Raw genomic sequence first — 25,429 nt, 5'->3', positions numbered from 1 at the left:
CTCCTGGCCCGAGGGGAGCGCATCCGCCCAGCCCACGGGCCTGCCCGTGCCCCCACGGACGCGTTCGTGGACGCCCGACCGCACCGCGGCCAACCCCCGGTAAACTGGCCGCACCTGTGCAGCCCCGTGCCGGTCGCCTCCCCGATGACTCGCTCGTCGAAACGCGCCGGCTGGCACGCCACCCCGAGGGATTCGATGACCGCCCCCAGCAACGCCCCGACGCCCGCCGCCGCAGCGACCTCCGAGCACCGGCCGCACCTCGACACGGTCGAGCGCGCAGCCGCCACCCCCGACGAGGCGCAGCCCTTCGCGGAGCTCGGCCTCAAGCCGGACGAGTACCAGCGCATCCGCGACATCCTCGGGCGACGCCCCACGGCTGCCGAGCTCGCGATGTACTCCGTCATGTGGTCGGAGCACTGCTCCTACAAGTCGTCCAAGGTGCACCTGAGCACGTTCGGCAAGAAGACGACCGACGAGATGAAGAAGCACCTCCTCGTCGGTATCGGCGAGAACGCGGGCGTCGTCGACATCGGTGACGGCTGGGCCGTGACGTTCAAGGTCGAGTCCCACAACCACCCGAGCTTCGTCGAGCCCTACCAGGGCGCCGCGACGGGCGTCGGCGGGATCGTCCGCGACATCATCTCGATGGGCGCGCGCCCCGTGGCCGTCATGGACCAGCTCCGCTTCGGCGCGGTCGACCACCCGGACACGGCGCGCGTCGTGCACGGCGTCGTGTCGGGCGTCGGCGGCTACGGCAACTCCCTCGGCCTGCCGAACATCGGCGGCGAGCTCGTCTTCGACTCCTCCTACCAGGGCAACCCCCTCGTCAACGCACTGTGCATCGGCGTGCTGCGCCACGAGGACATCCACCTCGCCAACGCCTCGGGCGTGGGCAACAAGGTCGTCCTGTTCGGTGCGCGCACCGGCGGCGACGGCATCGGTGGCGCCTCGATCCTCGCGTCCGAGACGTTCGAGGACGGCGTGCCCGCGAAGCGCCCCTCGGTCCAGGTCGGCGACCCCTTCATGGAGAAGGTCCTCATCGAGTGCTGCCTCGAGCTCTACGCGGCACGCGTCGTCGAGGGCATCCAGGACCTGGGCGCGGCGGGCATCTCGTGCGCCACGTCGGAGCTCGCCTCCAACGGTGACGGCGGCATGCACGTCGAGCTCGACTCGGTCCTGCTGCGCGACCCGTCGCTCAACGCGGGCGAGATCCTCATGTCGGAGTCGCAGGAGCGCATGATGGCCGTCGTCGCTCCCGACAAGCTCGACGAGTTCCTCGCCATCACGGGCAAGTGGGACGTCGAGACCTCGGTCATCGGCGAGGTCACCGGCACCGGTCGCCTCACGATCGACCACCAGGGCGAGCGCATCGTGGACGTGGACCCCAAGTCCGTGGCGCACGAGGGCCCCACCTACCACCGCCCCTACGCGCGCCCCACGTGGATGGACGGCCTCAACGCGGACACCGTGGTTGCCGCCGCGCTAGCCCGTCCCGAGACGGCCGACGAGCTCCGCGCGACCGCGCTGCGCCTGCTCGGCTCGCCCAACCTCGCGTCCAAGGAGTGGGTCACCAACCAGTACGACCGGTTCGTCCAGGGCAACACGGCCCTCGCCCAGCCCGACGACGGCGGCGTGATCCGCGTCGACGAGAGCACGGGACTCGGGGTCGCGCTCGCGACCGACGCCAACGGCCGCTACGCCAAGCTCGACCCGCGCACGGGCGCCCAGCTCGCGCTCGCCGAGGCGTACCGCAACGTCGCCACGACCGGCGCGCGCCCGCTCGCCATCACCGACTGCCTCAACTTCGGCTCGCCCGAGGACCCCGACTCGATGTGGCAGCTCGTCGAGGCCATCGAGGGCCTGGCCGACGCGTGCCAGACGCTCGGCGTCCCCGTCACGGGCGGCAATGTCTCGCTCTACAACGGCACGGGTGAGCCCGGGCAGATCGACTCGTCGATCCACCCGACGCCCGTCGTCGGCGTCCTCGGCGTGCTCGACGACGTCGCGCACGCCACCGGGTCCGGCTGGCGCGAGGCGGGAGAGGCCATCTACCTCCTCGGCACGACCCGCGCCGAGCTCGACGGCTCCGCGTGGGCCGACGTCGTCCACCAGCACCTCGGCGGCCTTCCCCCGCAGCTCGACCTCGCGGCCGAGCGCGCCCTGGCCGAGGTCCTCGTCAACGCGAGCCGCGACCACCTGGTCTCCGCCGCGCACGACCTCTCCGAGGGTGGCCTGGTCCAGAGCCTGCTCGAGGCGTCGCTGCGCTTCGGGACCGGCGCCAAGGTGTCCATCGACGCCCTCGCGACCCGCGACGGCGTCACGCCGTTCGAGGCGCTGTTCTCCGAGTCCACGGCCCGCGCGCTCGTCGCCGTGCCGCGCAGCGAGGAGACCAAGCTCGTCGACGCGTGCGTCGCCCGCGGCGTGCCCGTCCTCAAGATCGGCGTGACCGGCACCGAGCCGGCCGAGGTCGCCGAGACCGGAGAGTCGCTCGAGGTAGAGGGCATCTTCACGATCCCGCTGAACGAGGCCGACCAGGTCTTCCGCGCGACGCTGCCGGGGATCTTCGGCTAGTCGTCAGGCCCGAGGGGCGAGTGCGCGGTCTTCTGTCCGCGCGCTCGTCCCTCGCGCGTTCCCGCCGGGCCCGACCCGGCGGCGCGCACTCGTTCCTCTGCGCTGCCTCCCGCTGGTCCCCGGGGCGACGTGCGCTGGGACTCAGCAGGTCTCGCGAGATGCGGCCAACGGGGGCCTTGGACGGCTTTCGACCCCCGTTGGCCGCATCTCGCGGCGCGAACCCTCGCGGTCGGCCCGACGCGCCACCCGCATCGAACCCCTCGCCGTGAGTGCCCGTTCACAGGATCCCTCCGCGGGCTGCACCGGGCTCCCGCATCGAGAGCGGCCGACCGGCCCAGAACCGTGCGAACCGGTCGATAGGGTCGCTGCATGACAGGGGACAGCCGCACCACGGGGGAGATCGCCGCCTCGACGGCCGAGTCACCGTCCTCATTGACCACCCCGCCCGACGCCAGCCCCGCGACTGCGACCCGACGTCGCCCCGGTGGGCGCGCCGTCGGGCTGGTGCTGTGGGTCGTGGGCGGGCTGGTCCTGGCCATGACGCTCGTGCGCGCCGTCCCGTACGACGGCGTCACGCCCCTCGCGCAGGTCGTCGGCGTCACGCCGTGGGTCGTCCCGCTCGCGCTCCTGGTCGCCGCGACGGCCCTGGCCCTGCGCCGCCGGCTGCTCGCGATCCTGTGCGCGGTCGCGCTCGCGGCGCAGGCCGCGTGGGTCGCGCCGTTCTTCGTACCCGGTCAGGGCATCGCACGCGGCATCGAGGCAGACGCCCGGGGCACGCTGCGGGTCCTGACGGTCAACGCGTACTTCGGGCAGGCGGATGCCGCCGCGGTCGTGCGGTTGGTCCACGACCAGGACGCCGACGTGCTCGCGGTCGTCGAGCTCACGGCCGACTTCCACGACCGTCTCGAAGCCGCAGGGATCGAGGCGGTCATGCCGCACCACGTCGACGCCAAGGTGGGCACGGGCTCGCCCGGGAGCGGCCTGTGGAGCAGGACAGCGCTGACCGACCCCGACACGACAGAGTGGAGCACGTTCGCCATGCCCGCAGCCACCGTCGACGTGGACGGCACGCCCGTGCGCGTGACCGCCGTCCATCCCGTCCCGCCGCTCCCCGAGATCACGGGCGTGTGGCACCAGGAGATGGCCGACCTCGCCCGCCGGGCCCACGACGAGCCCCTGCCGCAGGTGCTGCTGGGCGACTTCAACTCGACGTACGACCACGCGTCGTTCCGTGCGGTCCTGGGCGACCGGTTCCACGACGCGACGCGCACGGCCGGGCGCGGCCTGAACCTGTCGTGGCCCGTGGGGGAGCGGATCCCGACGTTCCTCGACCTCGACCACGTCGTGGTCGACGAGGGCATGCGGGTCGACGACCTCACGTCGCTCGCGGTCCCCGGCTCCGACCACCGCGCGCTCGCGGTCACGGTGCAGGTCGCCCCGTGAGCGCCCCCGCTCTCAGCACGCGCCGTCCGCCGTCCCGGGCACGGCGAGTCGGCGGCGTGGTGTGGACGGTCGTGCTGTCGCTGTGCGTCGCGGGGGTGGGCGCGCTCACGCTCGCGCGCGCCCTGGGGGTCGACGACGTCACTCCCCTCGCGCAGCTCGTGTCCTTCACGCCGTGGGTCGCCCTCGCGGCACTCGTGGTGCTGCTGCTCTCGTTGAGCCGGCGGCGGTGGGTGCTCAGCGCGATCGCGGGGGTTCTCGTCGTCGCGCACGCGGTGTGGCTCGTGCCGTTCTTCGTGCCGGGCCCGGGCATCGCGCCCGGGGCGGACGGGACCCTGCGCGTCATGGCGACCAACGTCCTCTACGGGCGTGCCGACGCGCGGGCGGTGGTCGAGGCCGTCCGGGAGCAGGAGGTCGAGCTGCTGAGCGTGGTCGAGCTGAGCGAGGAGTTCGAGGCCGACCTGGTGGCCGCCGGGATCGAGGACGTGCTGCCGTACTCGTGGACCGCGATCCACCCGACCGAGGGGGCCGCGGGCAGCGGGCTGTGGAGCGCGACCCCGCTGACCGACGAGCGCAAGGGCGTGGCGAGCCGCTTCCACCAGCCGAGCGCCGTCGTCGGGCTGGACGGGACCTCGGTGCGCGTCACGGCCGTCCACCCGCACCCGCCCACACCCGGCGACGTCGACCTGTGGACGGACGACCTCGCGCTGCTGCGCGACGCGGCGCACGGCGACCCCATGCCGCAGATCCTGCTCGGAGACTTCAACGCGACCTACGACCACTCGGCGTTCCGCGACCTCCTGGGCGGACGCTTCGCCGACGCGACCCGCCTCGCGGGGCAGGGCGTGAGCCTGTCGTGGCCCGCCGGTCGGCGCTACCCGCCGCTCGCCGACCTGGACCACGTGGTCGTCGACCGGGGCATGCGGGTCGACGACGTGGGCACGGTAGAGATCCCCGGCACGGATCACCTCGCGATCCTGGCGACCGTGCAGGTCAGGCCGTAGGTTGGTGCCATGAGCGCCGACGAGACCGCCACCACGTACGAGTCGCAGCTGCGCGACCTCCTCGCCCAGCGCATGGACGCAGGTCGAGCGCTCGCCGAGCGGGCCGAGCAGGTCGCCGCTGCCCGCGCCCAGCTCGACGACGCCGAGCGCGCCTACGCCGCGACCTTCTCCGAGGCGCTCGCCGCAGGCTGGACCGAGGCCGAGCTGCGCAAGGTCTTCAAGTCGCTCGGCGTCGCCGTGCCGACGCGCCCGCGCCGCAGCAAGAGCACGGGCGTCAAGGCGCAGCCCCCGGTGCCCAAGCCCCCCGTGGTCTCGGCGCTCGCGCGCCGGCACGACGACACCGAGGTCATCCAGGTCGTCAGCGCCTGAGCGCTCGAGCGACTTCGGCCGGCCGGAGGCACGACTGGCCGGTCGAGCGTGCCGTCGATCCCGTCCCGTGCCCGACGGCGTCGCTCGCCGTCGCGGTCCGGCTACGCTTCTCGCCGACCCCGGCTCACGTGAGGACCCCCTAGATGGCGCTGTTCGGTTCGCTGTTCCGCAAGAAGAAGTCCGACCCGTCCTCGTGGGACGAGCTGTGGACGGTGCTCGCTCCGTACGGCGGGCGTGTGACGTCGTCGAGCACCGAGACGTGGCTCCGGGCCGCGGCGACCATGGACCCCAAGGTGCTCGCGAAAGCCAAGGACCAGCTCGAGCGGGCCTACGACCTGCTCGACACCGAGGCCGTGGCGCGCTTCGCAGGGGAGATCCCGTTCACCGGACCGGACCGTCCGTTCGCGCGCCGTCGCTTCCTGAGGACGGTCGACGCCGTGATCGTCGCCGGCCCGGAGGCCGTCGCGCGCGTCGCGGCGGACCCCTCGTACCTGCGCTCGTACGACTCCTCGCCCGCCGTCGCGCCCTACGAGACCCCTGACCCCGAGGGGTACCTGAGCGACCGGTGGGACGTCGAGAGGTGGAAGGACCCGCTTCACCGCATGGTCTGGAAGGACGTGCTCGTGAGCCTGAGCACGCGGCGCCAGAAGGCATGGCCGAGCGTCGCGGACGACTCCGCCGCGCAGATGTTCCACCTCGACCCCGAGTACGGGTGGATCGACGTCGACGCGTCGTCGATCGCCGCGGAGCAGGGAGCGCCGGTCGAGGCTCGCGACGGGTGGACCGGAGCCGGCATCGAGGCGAGCAAGCGGCTCTACGCGGCCCTCGGGAGCCCTCTCGAACGACCTGACGTGCTGGGGCTCGTCGCGGTCGTCGTGCTGTCGCAGGCAGAGTGGGACGGCGAGGCCGAGGACGGGGACGAGGTGCGCGCCGGCGTCCTGAACATCGGGATCGACAGGTCCGCGACCGAGCTCGACATCGCGCTCTCGGACGAGGAGTGCGCGGTCACGGACCAGGACGAGCGCGTCGCGCTCCTCGTCGGCCGTGCGGCGCACGCGCTCCTCGTGTTCGACCTGCCGTTCACCGGGTCCCAGGCCGCGCTGCTCGGTGAGCTGGCGCGTTCTCGGGAGAGCCAGGGGCGCTGAGGTCCTCGCGTCGGACGTCGGGCGCTCCGTGGGAGTGAGCGTGCCGGGAAGGTTCGGCTGGGCGGGACCTGGTCCTGCTCAGCGAACGCACGTTCGGCCCAGCCGAACCTGCTCGGCAGACAGCCCACCCCGCCGGAGCGGTTCGTCCGCTCGTCCGGACCGAGCGCCTGACGACCGGCTCAGCCCTCCCGGAACCCCGATCCCCGCTCGGCGAGCTCCTCGCCCAGGATCCGGATCGACGTGGGTCCGACCCCGTGGATCGCGAGCAGCTCCTTGGCCGTCGCGCGCGTGAGGTCCTCGTAGCGGGTGTATCCGTGGTGGGCGAGCTCGCGCGTCGCGACCTTGCCGATGCGTGGCGTGAGGTCGCTGGGCGGGACGGCAGCACGGTCCTCGGTCATGGGCTCGGTCCTCTCTCGGTCCGTCCGCGGGCGCGGCGCGCCTCCAGGATCACCGGGGGACGGCCTCGTCCGCCAGCGGGGGAGGCGCGACCAGCAGCGCCGTCGGCCGAGGCCACGGCGCCCACACGGGCACGTACCGCCAGAGCACCGCGCCGCCCGCGGCCGACGCCGCCCCGACCACGAGCGCGGCGGCCCCGAGCGGGGCCACGAGCGCCGTGCCCGCGACGACGAGGGGACCTGCGAAGGCCCCCGCGTCGTGCATGAGCCGCCACGCCCCGAAGAACTCGGCGCGCTGGGCGGGCGGCGCGACGTCGGCCCCGAGGGTCATGATGACGCCGTTGCTCAGCCCGTTCCCGAGCCCCAGGACCAGGGCGACGACGGTCAACGACGCGACGCCGCCCGCCCAGGGCAGCGCGAGATAGCCCGCGGCCAGGACCAGCAGCGACGGGACCGCGAGCGCGCGCCGGCCGAACCGGTCCATGAGGTAGCCCGCCGGGATCGAGACCGCGACGTCGAGCGCCGCGCTGGCCCCGAAGACCAGGCTCGTGGTCGCGGCGTCGACGCCCAGGACGTCGGCCCACAGGGGAAGGACCACGGTGCGGGCCGTGCGCGAGAGCCCCATGAGCGCGGCCCCCAGGCCGAGCGTGCGCAGCAGCCGGCGGTGCTCGACCACCACGCGCCACAGCCCCGCCTCCCGCGCGCCCGCGACGTCGGGCGAGCCGGACGCCCGGGGTGAGCGTCCGACGTCGGGCACGCGGCCCATGAGGACCGCCGTGACGCACACGGCCACGAGCTGGACCGCGAACCCGCCGCGCGTCCCGACGGCCACGATCGCCGCCGCGCCGAGGATCGGCCCCACGAAGAACCCGACGCGCATCATGGCCGCGACCGTCGACATGACGCGCGCGCGGCGCGCGAACGGGACGGCCTCGGCCAGGTACGTCTGGCGCGCGAGGCCCCACACGGCCTGGGACAGCCCCGCGAGGAACACCCCCACCGCGAGCGAGGCCACCGACCACGAGACCAGGCACAGCGCCACGCCGACCACAGCCACGACGCCCGCCCCGATGATCGAGCGTCGCTCCCCGAACCGGGAGACGAGCCGCCCCGCGGGCAGGTCGCCGATCAGCTGGCCCAGCCCGGCGAGCGCCACGACCAGTCCTGCGGCGCCGAGCGACGCGCCATGCTCGCGCGCCGCGAGCGCGACGACCGGTGCCGCCGCGCCCTGGGCCACGCCCCAGACCCCGGCGGGGACGTGGACGGTCCAGGCCAACCTGACCGGCGGGGCGCTCGTGCCCGTGCTCACGCCAGGACCGGCTCCGCGGTCCGGGCCTCCTCCTGCCCGACGGCGTCGCTCACCTCGTCCGTGCCGCTCGCGTCGCGGAGGGCGGGGGCCGGGTCCGCAGCAGGCGAGGCGTACTGGCTCACGGGGCGCTCAAGCCCGAGGTGGTCGCGCAGCGTGGTGCCCTCGTACTCCGTACGGAACAGGCCGCGCTCGCGCAGGATCGGCACGACGTGGTCGGCGAAGTCGTCCAGGCCGCCCGGCAGGTACGGCGGCATGACGTTGAAGCCGTCGGCGGCGCCCTGCGTGAACCACTCCTCGATCGTGTCGGCGACCTGCTCGGGCGTGCCCGCGACGACGCGGTGGCCGCGCGCCCCGGCGAGGCGGTGGAGCAGGCCGCGGACCGTGGGCTGCTCGCGCTCGACGATGCCCGCGACGACCTGGAGACGGCTGCGCGAGTTGTCGGTCACGTCGCCCGCGTCCGCGAACAGCTCGGCCGGGACGGGACCGTCGAGCTGCGCGTGGTCGAGGCGGACGCCCGTGAGCTTCTCGAGCTGGCGCAGCCCGTACTCGGGGACCGTGAGCTCGTTGAACTCGCGCTCGAGCGCCCTCGCCTCGTCCTCGGTCGAGGCGATGAACGGGCTGATGCCCGGGAGGATCTTGACCGCGTCGCGCGACCGGCCCAGGGCCTCGGCACCCGCCTTGATGTCGGCGTAGAACGCCTGGGCGTCGGCCAGACGCTGGTGGGCCGTGAAGATCGCCTCGGCGTAGCGGCTCSCGAACGCGCGCCCCTCGTTCGAGGCGCCCGCCTGGACCAGGACCGGGTGGCCCTGGGGCGAGCGGGCCGCGTTGAACGCGCCCTCGACGCGCAGGTGCTTGCCGCGGAAGGCCACGTCGTGGATCTTCGCGGGGTCGGCGTAGCGGCCCGACGCGCGGTCGATCAGGACCGCGTCGTCCTCCCAGCTGTCCCAGAGCCGGGTGACGACCTCGACGAACTCGGCCGCCCGCGCGTACCGCTCGACGTGGTCCGGGTGGGAGTCGAGGCCGAAGTTGCGGGCCGCGTCCTCGGAGGCCGTGGTCACGATGTTCCACCCGGCACGCCCGTTGCTCAGGTGGTCGAGCGTCGAGAAGAGGCGCGCCAGGTTGTACGGGTCGTAGAACGTGGTCGAGGCCGTCGCGACGAGGCCGATCCGCTCGGTCGCGGCCGCGATCGACGCGAGCGTCAGGAGCGGTTCGAGGCGGCCGACGCTGTTGAACTCGACGCCGTCGTGCAGGACGGGGCCGTCGGCGAAGAAGACCGCGTCGAACGTCGCGGCCTCGGCCGTGCGGGCGAGCTCGGTGTAGAAGTCGGCCGTGAAGATGCGCTCGGGCTGGGTGTCCGGGTGGCGCCAGGCCGCCTCGTGGTGGCCGGCCGGGTGGATGAAGAGGTTCAGGCTGAGCTGACGGGGTGGGCGGGTCATGGTGGGTCCTCTGGTCGTGGGTATGGGTGTGGGTGACGGGTCGGGAGGTCGTGCGTGCGGGGGCCGTTCAGGACGGGCGGCCCCGGCTCACGTGGTGCGCCAGCGCGAGAAGTGCCGCTCGAGGCTCACGAGCACCGCGTTGATCGAGACGCCGACGAGCGAGATCGCGATGATCCCGGCGTACATGTTCGTGATCTGGAAGTTGAACTGGGCGTAGGTGATGAGGTAGCCGAGGCCGGCCTTGGCGCCGACCATCTCGGCCGCGATGAGCACGAGGATCGAGCTCGTCCCGGCCATGCGGATCCCCGTGAAGATCGTGGGGACCGCGGCGGGCAGCACGACCTTCTGGAACAGCCGGACGGGCGGCAGCCCGAGCGACCGGGCGGACTTCACCAGCAGGGGGTCGACGGTCCGGACCCCCGCGATCGTGTTGAGCAGGATGGGGAAGAAGCACGCGTAGACGACGAGCGTGATCTTGGACGTCTCCCCGATCCCCAGGACGAGGATGAACACGGGCAGCAGGGCCAGGGCGGCGGTGTTGCGGAACAGCTCGAGGAACGGGCCGAGGAACTGCGCGACGCTCGCCCACCAGCCGATCGCGATCCCCAGCGGGATCGCGAGCAGCACCGCGATCGAGAAGCCGATGCCGGCCCGGGTCAGGCTCGTCCCGACGTGCTTGCCGAGCTCGCCGCTCGTGAGCAGCCCCCAGAAGGACTCGAGGACCGCGCTGAGCGGCGGCAGGAAGACCCGGTCGACGAGCCCGACGCGCGGCGCGACCTCCCAGATCGCCAGGAAGATCACGATCGCGGCCGAGGCCCGCAGGACCCGTGCCCCGACGCCGCGCAGGCGGGCGGCGAGCGAGGGCGTCGGGTCCTGGTCGGCCGTGAGCGCCTGGCGGCGTCCCAGCGTGGGCGGGTCCGCGAACGCGACGGTGTCCTCGGCCGGGGGCACCGGGGCCACGCGGGCCGGTGTGGTCGCGGTGCTAGACATGGGCGTCCTCCTGGGTTCCTGCGGCGGCGCCCTGCGCCTGGGTGGGCGAGCCGTGGAGCGCGCTCCACACCTCGTGCCGGTACCGGCCGAACAGGGCCGAGGAACGGACGTCCCCTCCGGTGTCGTCGGCGGAGTGGTCCGCCGGGCCGTCGTCCGCCCGGCGGGCGTCCCCGGACGGACCCGCGTCGCCGGCCCCCGCGAGGTCCACGTCGATCACGGTCTGCAGGCGACCGGGGCGGGGTGTCATGACCGCGACGCGCTGGCCCAGGTACACCGACTCCTCGATGCCGTGCGTGATGAAGACGATCGTCTTGCCCGTGGTGCGCCAGATGCGCAGCAGCTCGTCCTGGAGCGACTCGCGCGTCTGCGCGTCGAGAGCCGCGAACGGCTCGTCCATGAGGAGCACCTCGGGGTCGAACGCGAGGCTGCGAGCGATCGCGACCCGCTGCTTCATGCCGCCCGAGAGCTCGTGCGGGTACCGGTCCGCGAAGGCCGTGAGGCCCACGAGGTCCAGGTACTCGTCGGCGACGCGGGCGCGTGCGGCCCGCCCGACGCCCTTGGCCTCGAGCCCGAACTCGACGTTCGCGCGGGCCGACCGCCAGGGCAGCAGCGCGTACTGCTGGAAGACCACGCCGCGGTCCAGCCCGGGGCCGGTCACGGGGGAGCCGTCGAGGAGGATCCGGCCCGACGTCGGCTCGGTGAGCCCGCCCAGCAGGTCCAGGAGCGTCGACTTTCCGCAGCCCGAGGGTCCGACGACCGTCAGGAACTCGCCTGCCCGGACGTCGAGCGTGAAGTCCTCGACGGCCGTGAAGCGCTTGCGGGCGCTGCGGCCACCGGCCGTGTCGCGCACGATGAACTCCTTGCGCACGTGCTCGAGGCGGAGCTTGGGCGTCGAGCCCGGGAAGTCGGTCGCAGCCGCGGAGTCCGTCGCGCTGGGGCGGGCGGTCGTGACCGCCACCGCGCCGCTCACGGCGACACCTCGACGGGCTCGCCGTCGGGGCCGGCGTCCTGCGGGTAGGTCCCGTTCGCGTAGGGGTTGTCGTCGTTGGTGTAGATGTCCTCGGGCGAGAAGCGGCCCTCCTCGAGCTCGCCCTCGCGGACGAGCCAGTCGATCCAGGTCGAGATCTCCTCGTCGACGATCACGCCGCCGGGGGCCGTGATGCTCGCCGACTTCCAGTAGGGGACCAGGTCGGTGGTCTCACCGCGCCCGCGCCCCTCGATGATGGACGTGAACCGCGCACGGACCTCCTCGACCGGGGTGACCTGCGACCACCGGATGGCCCGCGCGGTGCCCTGGACGAAGTCCTCGACCACCTCGGGGTTCTGCGCGATGTACTCGTCGCGGAAGATGTACGTGCCGTAGCTGAAGTCGCCGAACAGCGAGAGCTCGCTGAACAGCGGCGTGATCCCGCCGCGTTCGAGGGCCTTGTCCTGGAAGACGCGGGACAGCGCGACGACGTCGACCTGCCCCTCGCGCAGCACCTGCTCGGCGTTGACGGGCGGGACCACGATGAGCTCGACCTGGTCGATCTCGTCCGCGGTCAGCCCGCCCCGCGTGAGCCACTCGCGGATGACGAACTCGCTCTGCGCTCCCAGCGTGTTGACGCCGATCGACTTGCCGATCAGGTCCTTGGGCTCGGTCAGCGGGCTCCCCTCGAGCGTGTAGAAGCCGCCGTACGAGAGCTCGTCCGAGCCGTAGTAGGAGATGACCGACGTGATGGGCGAGCCCGAGGCCTTGAGCTTGACGATCGCCCCGTTGAACGCACCGCCGAAGTCGGTCGAGCCCGTCGCGGCGGCCTGGATGCTCTGCGGGCCACCCGTCGAGTCGCCGACCCAGTCGAGCTCGACCTTCTCGTAGTAGCCGAGGTCCGCCGCGAGCTCGGGGAACGTCACCTGGCCGACCGAGCCGTCGTAGCGCAGGACGGTCCGGCCCGACTCGCCGACGACGGCCTCCTCGGCGCTCGCAGCCGAGCAGGCCACGAGCGCCGTCGTGAGGCCGACGGTCACGGCGGCTCGCAGGGTGGTGCGAGCGAGCCGACGGGCATGGGGTCTGAGGGTGCGGGGCATGGGAGCTCCAGGGAATCGGGTACGGGAGCCGACCGGTCGTGGGTACGCCGGCGGCAGGGAGAGAAGCGAGACGCTCGGAGCGTGAGGCCGCGTGCGGGCGCGAGAGGCCTGCAGCGGCACGGCGTGAGCGGGATGGTGAAGGTGCGAGGTGCGCGGATCAACCGGTCGTCAGCGCGAGCTGCGGCCGGGCCGGGGCGGGGCTACCGACAGAGACAGCCCGCGACGAGACGCAGGTCGACGGCGCGGCGCACCACGAGGCGCACCGGTGTCCCGGGGTGCTCGTGGGTGCTGACGTCGAAGCGCATGGCGGTGATCCTGTCGGCCTGCGCGGGCACGGCACAAGCCCCCATCCGGTCTCCGAGACGATGTTTCGCCCGGTTTCTCCCGGTAAACGATGCCCGACGGCGGCACGCGCCGCGGCAGGACGGGTCAGGGACGGGGAGTATCTCGGGTCGTGCGGGCGATCGGCCGCGGCTCATGCCAGCGCCCGGACCGCCTCGATCGTGTCTGCCTCGGCCGCGGTCTTGTCGTCGCGGTAGCGCAGCACGCGCGCGAACCGCAGCGCGAGCCCGCCCGGGTATCGCGTGGACCGCTGGAGCCCGTCGAACGCGATCTCGACGACCTGCTCGGGGCGCAGCGTCACGACCCAGCCGTCGTCGGCGACCTCGAGCTCGCGGAAGCGCTCGGTCTGCCAGCGCAGCATCTCGTCGGTCATGCCTTTGAAGGTCTTGCCGAGCATCACGAACCCGCCCGTCTCGGGATCGCGCGCGCCCAGGTGGATGTTGGACAGCAGGCCCGTCCGGCGCCCCGACCCGCGTTCGACCGCGAGCACCACGAGGTCGAGCGTGTGCCGAGGCTTGACCTTGATCCATCCGGCGCCGCGCCGTCCGGCCGCGTAGGGAGCGTCGAGCGATTTCACGACGACGCCCTCGTCGCCCTCGCGCACCGTCTCGAGGAAGTACTGGGTCGCCGCGCCGGGGGAGGAGGTCGTCAGACGCCGGACCCTGAAGGAGTCTGCGACGCGGTCCAGCACGACGAGCCGCTCACGCAGCGGGGCGTCGATCAGGTCGCGACCGTCCGCGTGGAGCACGTCGAAGAAGTACGGGCGCAGCGCGAGGGCCCCGGCGAGCGTGGCATCCTCGGCCTCGGCGTCCGGAGCACCGGGTGCGTCGCGCGTGGCCGAGCGGGCGGCCGTCTCCTGGAAGGGCCTGGCCACCCCGTCCGGCCCGACGACGAGGGCCTCGCCGTCCAGCACGAACCGCTCCGAGGCCAGGGAGCGGGCGTCCGCGACGATCTCGGGGACGCGTGAGGTGATGTCGTCGAGGGAGCGCGTGAACACCCGCACCCGGTCGCCGTCACGGTGCACCTGGATGCGGATGCCGTCGAGCTTGACGTCGACCGACACCTGGTGCTCCCGGTCGTCGGACTCGGCCGAGACACCGAGCTTGTCGAACGCCGCCGCGACGTCGGGGGCCGACTGCGCGAGCATCGGTCGCACGGGGCGCCCCACCTCGAGGCCGAACCCTGCCAGCGCGGTGAGCGCCGCCGTCGGGCCGTCCGCCTCGAGCGCCGCCCGCGCGACCGGGCCCGACGCCCCGCGCAGCATGGCCGCGCGGCGCACCGCGTCGAGCGGGATCCCTGCGGCCTCGGCGACCGCGTCGACGACCAGCGCGTCGAGCGCTCCTTGCCGCAGGTCGCCCGCGACCAGCCCGCGCAGGAACGACTGCTCACGCTCGGTGGCGGCGGCGAACAACGCCGAGGCCGCCGCGGAGCGGGCCGTGTCGGAACCCGGCCCCGCGAGTCCGGCCATGTGCTCGAAGACCGCGTCGACGGCCTGGACGGTCAGCGTCGGCGCCGCGGCGGGTGGAGGGAGCGTACGCAACGAGGCCCAGCCGAGCCCCGTGCGACGCTGGCGCAGCTCGCCCGCGAGGTAGGACACGACGATCTCGACGTCGTCCCCCGCGCTGCCCTCGGGAGCGCCCGGCCCCCCGGTCACCGCTGCGTCCCGGGCGGCACGGCGCAGCAGGTCGGCGATCGCGGCGCGCTTGGCGAGGCGCGAGCGGGTCGCGGCGACGGCGTCGGACGTGGCGGCGACCTCGGCGAGCAGCATGTCTCATCCTCCCGCCGCTCCCGCGGCCCCGCGCGGGGTGCTGCGACGAACCCACGGTGGGAGTCTGCGCCGGGCGACGACGCGACCACCTGGCTACGCTGGCGGACGACCGTCGACGAAGGAGTGGGACGTGGAGATCGCGGGCAAGGTCGCGCTGGTGACCGGAGGGGCCTCGGGCCTGGGGCGGGCGACCGTCGAGGAGCTGGTCGGCGCCGGGGCGCGGGTCGTGGTCGCGGACCTGCCGGGCTTGCCCGGTCAGGCGCTCGCGGACTCCCTGGGCGATGCGGTGCGGTTCGTCCCGACCGACGTCACGAGCGAGGACGACGTGTCCCGGGCCCTCGACGCGGCCGCGGACCTGGGCGGGCTGCACGTCGCGGTGAGCTGCGCGGGGATCGTGCTCGCGCGGCGCGTGCTCGGCAGGAGCGGGGTGCACGACCTGGCGTCGTTCGCGAAGGTCGTGAGCGTGAACCTCGTCGGGACGTTCAACGTCGCGCGGCTCGCGGCCGAGCGGATGGTCGCGCTGGACGGGGTGGTGGGCGCGGACGGTGCAGACGGTGTGGCGGCCGGTGCCCCGGGGGACATCGAGGTCCCCGAGGAGCGCGGCGTGATCGTGAACACCGCGTCGGTCGCGGCGTTCGACGGTCAGGTGGGCCAGGCCGCGTACGCGGCCTCGAAGGGCGGGGTCGCGGCTATGACGCTGCCGCTCGCGCGCGACCTCGCGGACCTGCGCATCCGTGTCATGACGATCGCGCCCGGCATCTTCAGCACGCCCATGATGGCGTCGTTGCCCGCGGAGGCCCAGGAGTCTCTCGCGGCCCAGGTGCCGCACCCGCGGCGGCTCGGGCGCCCGGAGGAGTTCGCGCGCCTGGTCCGCTCGATCGTCGAGAACCCCATGCTCAACGGCGAGGTGATCCGCCTCGACGGCGGCATCCGGATGGCGCCGCGCTGACCCGCCAGGCTGCCGGTCCGCGAGGTAGAACCGTCTGCGCGAGGTAGTGCCTGCCGCGTCCTACCTCGCGCAGACGGTTCTACCTCGGCACCGGGAAGTTCCCCGTCGAGCGCACGCCCGACGACGGCCCTCACCTCCGATGTCCGTTTCGGCAGGGTTCGGGGCGCAATCTCTACTGATTCGGTCCAGAATGCGGACTGTTCGCCGAAGTCGTTGACACTCCTCGGACCCGGGCATACATTCCGGGCCATCGGCAGACGCCACCGTCCGCCGCACCGAAGCGCCTCAGCACCCGAAGCACCGCCGACCCGAGGAGGACCCGTGGACATCCGCGACACGCTCGTCCTCACGCCCGTCGCGTCGGCACGGGGAGCCGTGGCTCCCGCCCGTCGAATGTGTTGTTCCCCCGGGCGTCCCGTCGTCCCGGGCCGCGTCTGTTGTTGAGCCTGCGCTCCTCCTGACGCCTCCCGAGCCGAGCCGGCTCGCCCCTGAACCGCCCCGCCCGTGACGCGGTCGCCGCGGCCTGCCGGAACACCGGCCTGCCCCGGTCACCCGTCGCCCGGCCCGGCGGTCCACCCCGCTGCACCCCCACCTGCACCCCGCAGTGCTCGCGACCCGCCGCGGCCTTCCGCCGATCCCTGCGACAGCGGCCGAGCGATCCCGCACCCGACCTCCCGGAGTGGAACGACCCATGCCTGACTCGAACCTGACCCCGCTGTTCACCCCCGCCTCCTCGTCCGCCGAGCAGCAGGGCGACCGTGCGACCGACCCGTCGCTCGACGCGCTCGACGACCTGCTCGATGGCTCGCCCCGCCGCTCGGCCCACCTGGGTGTCGACCTGTCCGACGCCGGAGCACGAGCGGGTGCGTGGCGCGCGGTCGGGTCCGAGTCGCCCCGCCTGTTCGACGGCCAGCGCCTCCAGGAGCTCGTCGCCACGGCTCAGCGCGGCGTGCTCGACTTCGCGCTGTTCGACGACACGTTCTCGCTCCAGCCGACGCGCAACACGACGCTGCGCGGACGCCTCGACGCGGCCCTCGTCGCCTCGCGCCTCGCCCCGCGCTCGGCGGGGATCGGGCTCGTCGCGACGGTCGACACCACGCACACCGAGCCGTTCCACGTCTCCAAGGCGATCGCGACCGTCGACCACGTGAGCGCGGGCCGCGCCGCCTGGCAGGTGGGCTGGTCGACGACCGAGTCCGGTGCCGCGCTGTTCGGGCGCAAGAGTGCCCAGGACACGGCCGACGCGGTCGCCGAGGCCGAGGAGGCCATCGAGGTCGTCAGCCGGCTGTGGGACAGCTGGGAGGACGACGCCGAGATCCGTGACGTCGCCTCGGGCCGCTTCGTCGACCGCGACAAGCTCCACTACGTCGACTACGACGGCGTCCGGTTCGCCGTGAAGGGCCCGTCGATCACGCCCCGCTCGCCCCAGGCGCAGCCCCCGGTCGTCGTGCGCGGGGACTCCGCGGAGGCGCTGGCCCTCGCAGGTCGTCGCGCCGACGTCGTGCGGGTGCGGGCCACGACGCTCGACGGCGCCCGGGCGCTGCGCGACCAGGTGCGTGCTGCGGCCGCCGAGGCAGGCCGCAACCCCGACGACCTGCGCGTGCTCGTCGACGTCTACGCCGTGATCGGCCAGGACCGGGCCAGCGCCCAGGCACGCCTCGACCTGCTCGAGGGGCTCGAGGGGATCACGTGGGACACCGGGTCGCTCACGCACGTGGGCACGGCCCGCGACCTCGCCGAGGTCGTCGAGGAGTGGGTCGAGGCCGGGGCGGTCGACGGGTTCACGATCCGCCCCTCGTCGCTGCGCACCGACCTCGACGCCCTGGTCGACGACGTCGTCCCGCTCCTCCAGGAGGCCGGCGTCTTCCGCTCGACCTACCCGGGCTCGACCCTGCGGGACACCCTGGGGCTCGCCCGCCCCGCCAACCGCTACGCCGCCGCGATCGCCTGAGGACCCGCCACCATGACGCACCCCACCCCTGCCTCGACGGCCCGCTCGCGCGACGGCCGTCCCCGCAAGCAGATCCACCTGGGCGCCCACTTCCCGGGCGTCAACAACACGACCGTGTGGAGCGACCCCGCCTCCCGCAGCCAGATCGAGTTCAGCTCGTTCGAGCACCTCGCCCGCCGGGCCGAGGAGGCCAAGCTCGACTTCTTCTTCCTCGCCGAGGGCCTGCGCCTGCGCGAGCACAAGGGGCAGATCCACGACCTCGACGTCGTGGGCCGCCCCGACACGCTCCCCGTGCTCGCGGCCCTCGCCGCGGTCACCGACCGCCTGGGCCTCGCGGGCACGGTCAACACGACCTTCAACGAGCCCTACGAGCTGGCGCGCCAGTTCGCGAGCCTCGACATCCTGTCGGGAGGCCGCGCGGCCTGGAACCTCGTCACGAGCCCCGACGCGTTCACGGGCGCGAACTTCCGTCGCGGCGGGTTCCTTCCCTACGAGGAGCGGTACGAGCGCGCGGGCGAGCTCGTGGCCCTGGCCCGGCGGCTCTGGGACTCGTGGGACGACGACGCGGTGATCGATCTCGTCGACGGCCAGGACGACGGCACGGTCGACGTCCTCGCCCCCGGGGGCCTCGTGCGGCCCGGGGGAGTGCGACCGTTCGCGCACCGCGGCAAGCACTTCGACGTGTCGGGCCGGTTCGAGACCCCGCGTGGGCCCCAGGGGCACCCGGTCCTGTTCCAGGCGGGCGACTCGGCCGACGGCCGCGACTTCGCGGCGGCGACCGCCGACGTCGTCTTCTCGGCGCACTCGGCGTTCGAGGACGGCCAGGCGTTCTACGCCGACGTGAAGTCGCGCCTCGCGGCGCACGGCCGCGACCGCGACTCGCTCAAGATCCTCCCGGCGACGGTCGTCGTCCTGGGGGACACGGCCGACGAGGCCGCCGAGCGTGCGCGCGAGATCCGCCTCCAGCAGGTGCCGGGCAGGACCGCGATCGCGTTCCTCGAGCAGGTCTGGGGGCGCGACCTCACGGCCTACGACCCCGAGGGTCCGCTGCCCGACCTCGAGCCCGACCTGGAGCACCTCAGCATCACGCGGGGCCGGGTCCGGCACGTCAAGGATCCAGGTCCCGTGGTCCGCGCCTGGCGCGAGAAGGCCGCGGCCAACGGCTGGTCCATCCGCGACCTCGTGATCGACGTGACGAGCCGGGGCGGGTTCGTCGGCACGGCCCAGCAGGTCGCGGACGACATCGACCGGCACGTCCAGGAGGACGCGTCGGACGGCTTCATCCTCGTGCCGCACCTGACCCCGGCAGGGCTCGACGACGTGTTCGACCAGGTCGTGCCGCTGCTCCAGGAGCGTGGCTCGTTCCGCACCGAGTACACGGGCACCACGCTGCGCGACCACCTCGGCCTCTCGCGCCCCGAGGTCGGAGCCGGCCCTGCCCCCGTAGGCGACACGGTCGCGGCCGGGGCGAGCAGCTCGGCCCGCCTGAGCTGACCCCCGCAGCATCCGACCGTCCGACCACCAGTCCTGAAGGAGCATCATGACGACGAGCACCACCACCCCGACCGACGTCGCCACGCGCGGCCGCCACGCCGCGGCGTCCGCCCCGACGGGCACGTCGACAGGCAACCCGGACGGCGCGGCCGCGTGGGCCGCCTGGCACGCCGAGCGCGAACGGTCGCTGCGCGAGCCGCACGGCTGGCTCACGCTCACCGCGCTGCACTGGGTCCCGGAGTCCCCGGCGACGTTCGCGGGCCTGCCCGGTCAGTGGTGGTCGGATGCCGAGGGCGTGCACCTGCGTGCGGCCGCGGCCGACGCGATCGTCCCGGCCGGAAGCCAGGACGCGCTGCGCGGCACCCACGTCCAGGACGTCGCGGAGGGCGCGTCGCGCATCGTCGCGACCTTCGTGCCCGACGGCGCGGACCCGGCCTCCGCGGTCGCGGTCGAGCTCGTGCGGCGCACCGGGCGCTACGGGCTGCGCGTGCGTGACCCGAGGGCCCGCGCCCGGGTCGCGTTCGAGGGCGTGCCGACGTTCTCCTACGACCCGGCCTGGGTCCTCGACGCGCCCGTCCGCTGGTACGACGAGCCGGTCGCCGAGGTCGTGGGCGGCGCGCAGCCGGGGCTCGAGCACCACGTCCAGGTCGTGGGCGAGGTCGACGTGGTCCGCGACGGCGTCACGACGACGCTCCGGCTCACGGGCAAGCCCGGCGGCGGTGCCACGCTGCTGTTCACCGACCCGGCCCCCGGCGTCGCGGACTGGCGGATCCTGTTCGTCGACCGTGACGCGGCGGGCGGAGGAGCCGACGAGGACGAGGCAGGAGAAGGCGTCCGCAGCGACGGGCAGCCCGGCCCGACGCTGCGCCTCGACCTGAACCGCACGCTCAACCTGCCCTACGCCTTCAGCGACTTCGGCACGTGCCCGCAGCCCGTCGCGGGCAACGTCCTGCCGTTCTCGGTCGAGGCGGGGGAGAAGGTCCCCCGATGAGCGCACCCACCACGACACGGGCCGTCACGACACGGGCCGCCACGACCGGGCCGGTCGTCGCGCCGTCGGTCCTCCCGTCCGTCGAGGTCCGGTCCGTGACCCTGCACGACCCGCTCGTGCGCCCGCTCCTCGACGAGCTCGCCCACGAGTACGCCACGCGCTACCGCAGCATCCTCGACGAGGACGAGCTGCGGGCCGAGATGGAGCACTACCCGGCAGCCGACTTCGCGGCGCCCGACGGCGAGCTCGTCCTGCTCCTCGCGGACGGCGAGCCGGTCGCGGGAGGTGCGTTCCGGCGTCGGGCAGAGCCTGAGCTCGGAGAGCCCGCGCGCCGGACCCGGCCCGGGGACGGGCGGTCCGCCCTGCGTGACGACCCCCGCCCGGACGCTCACGAGACGCACAGCGACGACGGCACCCCGCTCGTCGCGACCGCCGAGCTCAAGCGCATCTGGACGCACTCGGCCCACCGGCGCCGCGGGCTCGCCCGCCAGGTCCTCGTCGAGCTCGAGGACCGCGCTGCCGAGCGCGGCTACGCGCGGATCTACCTGACGACCGGCCCTCGCCAGCCCGAGGCCGCCGGGCTGTACCTGAGCGCGGGCTACACCCCGCTGTTCGACGTGAGCCGGGACCCCGAGGACGTCGGGCCCCTGGCGTTCGAGAAGTGGCTCTGTCCGCACGTGTCAGCACCGGCGTGACCTCGACGTCCCGCTCGCTCTGACACGGCACGACCTGGCCCCGGCTCCCGCCGCGGCGCCCTCGCCCGACCCCTTCTCACCCGCCCGAGGTCCCCATGAGCACCCTGTCCCTGCCACAGGACGAGTCACGCCAGCTCGTCCCACCCCCCGGAGCACTGCCCGACCCGCCGGGCGCGTCCACGCTCGCGCCCGCCACCCCGACGACGACCAGCACGACCAGCACGACCGACGTGTCGCCCACGCGCTGGGAGGACCTCAAGGTCGTCCCCGCGCGGCACCCGGGCCGGTGGATCGCCACCGCGGGCGTCGCGGTCCTCCTCGCGATGGTCGTGAGCTCGCTCGTGACCAACCCCAAGTGGGAGTGGTCGATCGTCGCGCAGTACCTGACGTGGCCCTCGGTCCTCAACGGCCTGTGGGGCACCATCCGGCTCACCGCGGTCGCCGCCGTGGTCGGGTTCGGCCTCGGCACGATCCTCGCGCTCATGCGCCTGTCGCGCTCGCCCCTGCTCCAGGCCGTCTCGTCGGCCTACACGTGGGTGTTCCGCTCGGTGCCCCTGATCCTGCAGCTCCTGCTCTGGTACAACCTGGCCTACCTCTACCCGACGCTCTCGCTCGGCATCCCGTTCGGGCCCGGCTTCCTCGAGTTCGGGACGCTCGACGTGATCGACAAGTTCGGCGCCGCGATCCTGGGCCTGGGCCTCTCGCAGGCCGCGTACTCCTCGGAGATCGTGCGCGCCGGGATCCTCTCGGTCGACCAGGGCCAGCACGAGGCCGCGGCCTCGCTCGGGATCCCGCGCTCGCGCCAGACGCTGCGCATCGTGCTCCCGCAGGCCATGCGGACCATCGTCCCGACGTCGGTCAACGAGATCATCGGCCTCGTCAAGGGCACGTCGGTCGTGTACGTCCTCGCCTACGGCGAGCTGTTCTACACGATCGGCGTGATCTACGGCCGCAACCAGCGCGTCGTCCCGCTGCTCATGGTCGCGGCGATCTGGTACCTGGTCATCACGACCGTGCTGACGATCGCGCAGTACTACGTCGAGCGGCACTACGCCAAGGGCGCGGTGCGCACGCTGCCCCCGACGCCGGTCCAGCGGGTCCGCTGGACGCTCCAGGTCGCGTGGTCCCGCCTCACGGGCCGCCCCGCGCCCGCCCACCTGCCCCCCGCCTACGCGGCCCGCGCCGCGGTCGGCCGCGGCCACCTGCTGCGCACGGGGACGAGCGACCGCACCACCGGAGGTGCCGCATGACCGCCACGACCACCGCTGCGGCCGCCTCGACCGCGGCCGGCTCCACGGCCGCATCCCCGGCCACGGGCCTCGTCGAGGTCCGCGGGGTCCACAAGTCCTACGGCACGCTCGAGGTGCTCGCGGGCATCGACCTCGAGGTCCGCCCGGGCGAGGTCACCGTGATCCTCGGCCCGTCGGGCTCGGGCAAGTCGACGCTCCTGCGCGTCATCAACCACCTCGAGAAGGTGGACCGCGGCTTCATCGCGGTCGACGGCGACCTCATCGGCTACTCCCGCAAGGGCGACACCCTGCGCGAGCTCAAGGAGAAGGAGATCCTGGTCCAGCGGACCCGGATCGGGTTCGTGTTCCAGAGCTTCAACCTCTTCCCGCACCTCACGGCCCTCGAGAACGTCGTCGAGGCACCGGTCTCCGCCCAGGGCAGGGACCGGGCCGAGGTCGAGGCCGAGGGGCGCGAGCTCCTGGCCCGCGTGGGTCTCGCCGACAAGGCCGACGCCCGTCCCCGGCAGCTCTCGGGCGGGCAGCAGCAGCGCGTCGCGATCGCCCGCGCGCTCGCCATGCGTCCCCGCGTCCTGCTCTTCGACGAGCCGACCTCTGCGCTCGACCCCGAGCTCGTCGGCGAGGTGCTCGACGTCATCAAGGGCCTCGCGCACGGCGGCACGACCCTGGTCGTCGTCACGCACGAGATCGGCTTCGCCCGCGAGGTCGCGGACACGGTCGTCTTCATGGACGCCGGCCGCATCGTCGAGCAGGGCCCGCCCGCGCAGGTCCTCGACGCTCCCCGCCACGACCGGACCAAGGCCTTCCTCGACAAGGTCCTGTGACGCCCGGAGCCCGGCACACAGATCGCCCGGGCCGCGTCACCCCACCGCACGTCCACCCACACCGAAAGAGAACATGATGTCCCTCCGTACCTCCGGCGCGCCCCGCGCCGCCCGCCGCCCCTCCCGCCGGACGGTTGCCGCCGTCGCGACCCTCCCGCTCCTCGCGCTGCTCGCGGCGTGCGCCACGAGCGCCGACGCCGAGCCCGGCACGGCCGACAACGAGAAGGCCGCGGAGGCCGCCGGCCTCGTCATCGACACCTCGCCCGACCAGGAGTGGATCCACACGACCGAGTCGCCCGAGGCCATCGCCCTCCTGCCCGAGGACGTCAAGGCCGCGGGGGTCCTCAAGGTCTCGACGACCGCGGGCGGACTGCCTCCGCTCGGCTTCCTCGCGGACGACGACAAGACGCCCATCGGCAACGAGCCCAACATCGCGGTCCTCGTCGCGGACGCGCTCGGCCTCGAGCTCGAGCTCGAGGTCAAGGCGTGGGCCGACTGGCCGCTCGCGCTGCAGTCCGGGGACGTCGACGCCGTGATCTCGAACGTCACGGTGACCGAGGAGCGCAAGGAGCTCTACGACTTCTCGTCCTACCGCAACGACCAGCTCGGCTGGCTCGCGGGTGCGTCCAACGACAAGGTGCCTGCGATCAAGGAGGCCAAGGACATCGCGGGCCTCACCGTGGGCGTGGGTTCGGGGACCAACCAGGAGAAGATCCTCCTCGCCTGGAACCAGGAGAACATCGACGCGGGACTCGAGCCCATCAAGGGTGGAGAGCCCGAGTACTACGAGGACTACAAGGACGCGCTGCTCGCGGTCGCGTCGGGCAGGCTCGACCTCTACGTCGGCCCCAACGCGAGCCTCGCCTACAGTGCCGCGACCGCGCCCGACCAGTACAAGGTGGTCGGCACGCTCAACGGCGGCTGGCCCGCGACCGCGCAGATCGCCGTCGCGACGCTCAAGGGCAGCGAGCTCGCCCCGGCCGTGACCGCGGCGATCAACCACGCGATCGAGGACGGCAGCTACACCGAGCTCCTCGAGCACTGGGGTCTCGAGGACGAGGCGATCCCCGCCTCCGAGACCAACCCTCCCGGGCTGCCCAAGCCCTGACCCGGACGGCCGACCGGCCCGCGGAATCCTCCTGGGACCCGCGGGCCGGCGGCACCAGACCTACTGATCGAGAGGCAGCCAGATGACCGAGCACGTGTCGCACGTCGTCGTCGGTGGAGGCGTCATGGGCTCGGCCGCGGCGTGGCAGCTCGCGCGCGCGGGGCACGACGTCGTCCTGCTCGAGCGCTTCGAGCCAGGCCACGCGCACGGTGCCTCGCACGGGGCGTCGCGCATCTACCGGACCACGTACACCCAGCCCGCGTACCTCGATCTCGCGCAGGAGGCGTTCGGCCTGTGGCGCGAGCTCGAGCGCGACGCAGGGCTCCCCGCCGACGCGGTCCTCACCCTGACGGGCGGCGTGAGCCACGGCTTCCCGCGCCGCACCGAGATCGGTGACGCGTTCGTCGCGCGGGGCGTCCCGCACGAGTGGCTGCGCCCCGAGGAGGCTGCCGAGCGCTGGCCCGGCCTGCGCTTCGAGGGCGACGTGCTCCACGAGACCGCGACGGCGGGGCGCGTCCACGCCGACCGCGCGGTCGCGGCCTTCCAGTCCGCGGCGCGCTCGCACGGCGCCGACGTCCGCCACGGCGTGCACGTGCGTCACGTCCACCCGGGTGCGGGCTCGGTCCGGGTCGTCACGGACCGGTACGACCTGGTCGCGGACACGGTCGTGGTCGCGGTGGGGGCGTGGAGCGCGGGCCTGCTGGGGGCGGCGTTCTCCGAGCCCGACGGCGTCGCGTCCGTCCCGCCCCTCGTCGTCACCCAGGAGCAGCCCGCGCACTTCGCGCTCGCCCCGGGAGCACCGGCGGAGGACGCCTGGCCCAGCTTCACGCACGCCCCTGCCGAGCCGCACCCGTGGCCCAGCGGGGTCTACGGGCTCGCGACCCCGGGAGAGGGGATCAAGGTCGGCTTCCACGGGGTCGGGCCGCGCACCGATCCCGACCGGCGGACCTACCGTCCCGAGCCCGGGCAGCTCGCACAGCTCCAGGACTACGTGCGGACGTGGGTCCCAGGGGCCGACGCCGACCGGCTCGTGCCGATCTCCTGCACGTACACCACGACACCGGACCACGACTTCGTGCTCGACCGCGTGGGCCGTGTCGTGATCGCCGCGGGGTTCTCGGGCCACGGCTTCAAGTTCGCGCCGTCGATCGGCCGGGTCCTGGCGGAGCTGGCCCGCGAGGAACCGACCGCCCGGCCGGCCGCCGCGGACCGTTTGTTCTCCCTGGCCCGGTTCGCGGGGGTGCCGGCGGGCTGACGCGTCCGGTCTGCATCCTCCTGCCCGGCCCCCGCACCCGCACCCGCACCCGCGTCCCCCGCCCGCACGACCGAAAGGC

Annotated in this window: 21 protein-coding genes; 14 read left to right on the top strand and 7 right to left on the bottom strand. The window is 73.7% G+C overall.

Features of this window, described 5'->3' with window-relative positions; genetic code table 11:
- Positions 1–195 precede the first annotated feature (195 nt).
- From purL to ASE27_RS15585, 5 genes are all read left to right on the top strand, one after another.
- On the top strand, positions 196–2,571 hold the full coding sequence (gene purL, locus ASE27_RS15605) for a phosphoribosylformylglycinamidine synthase subunit PurL (protein WP_056652496.1): 2,376 nt from the start codon (positions 196–198) through the stop codon (positions 2,569–2,571).
- 369 nt (positions 2,572–2,940) lie between these two features.
- Entirely contained in the window at positions 2,941–4,014 is a 1,074-nt protein-coding gene (locus tag ASE27_RS15600) for an endonuclease/exonuclease/phosphatase family protein (protein WP_082608999.1), read from the top strand.
- Positions 4,011–5,015, top strand: coding sequence for an endonuclease/exonuclease/phosphatase family protein (locus ASE27_RS15595; protein WP_157257662.1), 1,005 nt, complete (start codon positions 4,011–4,013; stop codon positions 5,013–5,015). The genes ASE27_RS15600 and ASE27_RS15595 overlap by 4 nt, the downstream gene beginning before the upstream one ends.
- A gap of 9 nt (positions 5,016–5,024) precedes the next feature.
- Complete coding sequence (locus tag ASE27_RS15590) at positions 5,025–5,384, top strand: hypothetical protein (protein WP_056652489.1); 360 nt, start codon at positions 5,025–5,027, stop codon at positions 5,382–5,384.
- Between the two features lie 143 nt (positions 5,385–5,527).
- Positions 5,528–6,529, top strand: a complete 1,002-nt coding sequence (locus ASE27_RS15585) for a hypothetical protein (protein WP_056652487.1) — start codon at positions 5,528–5,530, stop codon at positions 6,527–6,529.
- A 179-nt stretch (positions 6,530–6,708) separates the two neighbouring features.
- On the opposite strand, the gene ASE27_RS15580 is transcribed toward ASE27_RS15585, so the two are convergent.
- The 7 genes from ASE27_RS15580 to ASE27_RS15550 all read right to left on the bottom strand — a co-directional run bounded on the left by ASE27_RS15580 (position 6,709) and on the right by ASE27_RS15550 (position 14,836).
- On the bottom strand, positions 6,709–6,927 hold the full coding sequence (locus tag ASE27_RS15580) for a hypothetical protein (RefSeq protein WP_056652484.1): 219 nt from the start codon (positions 6,925–6,927) through the stop codon (positions 6,709–6,711).
- A 49-nt stretch (positions 6,928–6,976) separates the two neighbouring features.
- A complete protein-coding gene (locus ASE27_RS15575) occupies positions 6,977–8,233 on the bottom strand; it encodes an MFS transporter (RefSeq protein ID WP_056652481.1) in 1,257 nt (418 codons plus the stop codon).
- Positions 8,230–9,669 (bottom strand): LLM class flavin-dependent oxidoreductase, encoded by a 1,440-nt coding sequence (locus ASE27_RS15570; RefSeq protein WP_082608998.1) that lies wholly within the window; start codon positions 9,667–9,669, stop codon positions 8,230–8,232. The genes ASE27_RS15575 and ASE27_RS15570 overlap by 4 nt, the downstream gene beginning before the upstream one ends.
- Positions 9,670–9,756: 87 nt before the next feature.
- A complete protein-coding gene (locus ASE27_RS15565) occupies positions 9,757–10,659 on the bottom strand; it encodes an ABC transporter permease (RefSeq protein WP_082608997.1) in 903 nt (300 codons plus the stop codon).
- Positions 10,652–11,527: an ABC transporter ATP-binding protein gene (locus ASE27_RS15560; RefSeq protein WP_056653443.1), complete on the bottom strand. Its 876-nt coding sequence runs from the start codon at positions 11,525–11,527 to the stop codon at positions 10,652–10,654. Before ASE27_RS15560 ends, ASE27_RS15565 begins: the two co-directional genes overlap by 8 nt.
- A gap of 98 nt (positions 11,528–11,625) precedes the next feature.
- The gene (locus tag ASE27_RS15555; protein WP_056652478.1) at positions 11,626–12,726 is read right to left on the bottom strand and encodes an ABC transporter substrate-binding protein; all 1,101 of its coding nucleotides are present in this window, start codon (positions 12,724–12,726) and stop codon (positions 11,626–11,628) included.
- 475 nt (positions 12,727–13,201) lie between these two features.
- Entirely contained in the window at positions 13,202–14,836 is a 1,635-nt protein-coding gene (locus ASE27_RS15550) for an ATP-dependent DNA ligase (RefSeq protein ID WP_056652475.1), read from the bottom strand.
- 130 nt (positions 14,837–14,966) lie between these two features.
- On the opposite strand from ASE27_RS15550, the gene ASE27_RS15545 reads away from it, so the two are divergent.
- The 9 genes from ASE27_RS15545 (at position 14,967) to ASE27_RS15505 (ending at position 25,350) form a co-directional block, all read left to right on the top strand.
- Entirely contained in the window at positions 14,967–15,785 is an 819-nt protein-coding gene (locus tag ASE27_RS15545; protein WP_056652472.1) for an SDR family NAD(P)-dependent oxidoreductase, read from the top strand.
- 691 nt (positions 15,786–16,476) lie between these two features.
- Complete coding sequence (locus ASE27_RS15540; protein ID WP_082608996.1) at positions 16,477–17,736, top strand: LLM class flavin-dependent oxidoreductase; 1,260 nt, start codon at positions 16,477–16,479, stop codon at positions 17,734–17,736.
- A gap of 12 nt (positions 17,737–17,748) precedes the next feature.
- Positions 17,749–19,230: an NtaA/DmoA family FMN-dependent monooxygenase gene (locus ASE27_RS15535; RefSeq protein WP_056652468.1), complete on the top strand. Its 1,482-nt coding sequence runs from the start codon at positions 17,749–17,751 to the stop codon at positions 19,228–19,230.
- A 46-nt stretch (positions 19,231–19,276) separates the two neighbouring features.
- Positions 19,277–20,221 carry a DUF1684 domain-containing protein gene (locus tag ASE27_RS15530; RefSeq protein ID WP_056764679.1) on the top strand — a complete coding sequence of 315 codons (945 nt, stop codon included), beginning with the start codon at positions 19,277–19,279 and terminating at the stop codon, positions 20,219–20,221.
- Positions 20,218–20,916 carry a GNAT family N-acetyltransferase gene (locus ASE27_RS15525; protein WP_082608995.1) on the top strand — a complete coding sequence of 233 codons (699 nt, stop codon included), beginning with the start codon at positions 20,218–20,220 and terminating at the stop codon, positions 20,914–20,916. Before ASE27_RS15530 ends, ASE27_RS15525 begins: the two co-directional genes overlap by 4 nt.
- 95 nt (positions 20,917–21,011) lie before the next feature.
- Positions 21,012–22,166 carry an amino acid ABC transporter permease gene (locus ASE27_RS15520; protein WP_056652464.1) on the top strand — a complete coding sequence of 385 codons (1,155 nt, stop codon included), beginning with the start codon at positions 21,012–21,014 and terminating at the stop codon, positions 22,164–22,166.
- On the top strand, positions 22,163–22,987 hold the full coding sequence (locus tag ASE27_RS15515; RefSeq protein ID WP_056652461.1) for an amino acid ABC transporter ATP-binding protein: 825 nt from the start codon (positions 22,163–22,165) through the stop codon (positions 22,985–22,987). Before ASE27_RS15520 ends, ASE27_RS15515 begins: the two co-directional genes overlap by 4 nt.
- A gap of 76 nt (positions 22,988–23,063) precedes the next feature.
- On the top strand, positions 23,064–24,095 hold the full coding sequence (locus tag ASE27_RS15510; protein WP_056652458.1) for an ABC transporter substrate-binding protein: 1,032 nt from the start codon (positions 23,064–23,066) through the stop codon (positions 24,093–24,095).
- An 82-nt stretch (positions 24,096–24,177) separates the two neighbouring features.
- Positions 24,178–25,350 (top strand): FAD-dependent oxidoreductase, encoded by a 1,173-nt coding sequence (locus ASE27_RS15505; RefSeq protein WP_056652455.1) that lies wholly within the window; start codon positions 24,178–24,180, stop codon positions 25,348–25,350.
- The last annotated feature ends 79 nt before the right edge of the window (positions 25,351–25,429 follow it).

Origin of the sequence: Oerskovia sp. Root918, assembly GCF_001428945.1 — a bacterium.
Taxonomy (GTDB): domain Bacteria; phylum Actinomycetota; class Actinomycetes; order Actinomycetales; family Cellulomonadaceae; genus Oerskovia; species Oerskovia enterophila.
The sequence above is the reverse complement of the archived record's forward strand: the minus strand, read 5'-3'. Positions and strand labels throughout refer to the sequence as shown.

What these genes read in the sequence shown, in the direction of transcription:
- ASE27_RS15580 (WP_056652484.1), bottom strand. Translation starts at nt 6,927, where the DNA reads ATGACCGAGGACCGTGCTGCCGTCCCGCCCAGCGACCTCACGCCACGC.
- ASE27_RS15600 (WP_082608999.1), top strand. Translation starts at nt 2,941, where the DNA reads ATGACAGGGGACAGCCGCACCACGGGGGAGATCGCCGCCTCGACGGCC.
- ASE27_RS15590 (WP_056652489.1), top strand. Translation starts at nt 5,025, where the DNA reads ATGAGCGCCGACGAGACCGCCACCACGTACGAGTCGCAGCTGCGCGAC.
- ASE27_RS15525 (WP_082608995.1), top strand. Translation starts at nt 20,218, where the DNA reads ATGAGCGCACCCACCACGACACGGGCCGTCACGACACGGGCCGCCACG.
- ASE27_RS15505 (WP_056652455.1), top strand. Translation starts at nt 24,178, where the DNA reads ATGACCGAGCACGTGTCGCACGTCGTCGTCGGTGGAGGCGTCATGGGC.
- ASE27_RS15540 (WP_082608996.1), top strand. Translation starts at nt 16,477, where the DNA reads ATGCCTGACTCGAACCTGACCCCGCTGTTCACCCCCGCCTCCTCGTCC.
- ASE27_RS15550 (WP_056652475.1), bottom strand. Translation starts at nt 14,836, where the DNA reads ATGCTGCTCGCCGAGGTCGCCGCCACGTCCGACGCCGTCGCCGCGACC.
- ASE27_RS15585 (WP_056652487.1), top strand. Translation starts at nt 5,528, where the DNA reads ATGGCGCTGTTCGGTTCGCTGTTCCGCAAGAAGAAGTCCGACCCGTCC.
- ASE27_RS15535 (WP_056652468.1), top strand. Translation starts at nt 17,749, where the DNA reads ATGACGCACCCCACCCCTGCCTCGACGGCCCGCTCGCGCGACGGCCGT.
- ASE27_RS15555 (WP_056652478.1), bottom strand. Translation starts at nt 12,726, where the DNA reads ATGCCCCGCACCCTCAGACCCCATGCCCGTCGGCTCGCTCGCACCACC.
- ASE27_RS15510 (WP_056652458.1), top strand. Translation starts at nt 23,064, where the DNA reads ATGTCCCTCCGTACCTCCGGCGCGCCCCGCGCCGCCCGCCGCCCCTCC.
- purL (WP_056652496.1), top strand. Translation starts at nt 196, where the DNA reads ATGACCGCCCCCAGCAACGCCCCGACGCCCGCCGCCGCAGCGACCTCC.
- ASE27_RS15565 (WP_082608997.1), bottom strand. Translation starts at nt 10,659, where the DNA reads ATGTCTAGCACCGCGACCACACCGGCCCGCGTGGCCCCGGTGCCCCCG.
- ASE27_RS15520 (WP_056652464.1), top strand. Translation starts at nt 21,012, where the DNA reads ATGAGCACCCTGTCCCTGCCACAGGACGAGTCACGCCAGCTCGTCCCA.
- ASE27_RS15530 (WP_056764679.1), top strand. Translation starts at nt 19,277, where the DNA reads ATGACGACGAGCACCACCACCCCGACCGACGTCGCCACGCGCGGCCGC.
- ASE27_RS15515 (WP_056652461.1), top strand. Translation starts at nt 22,163, where the DNA reads ATGACCGCCACGACCACCGCTGCGGCCGCCTCGACCGCGGCCGGCTCC.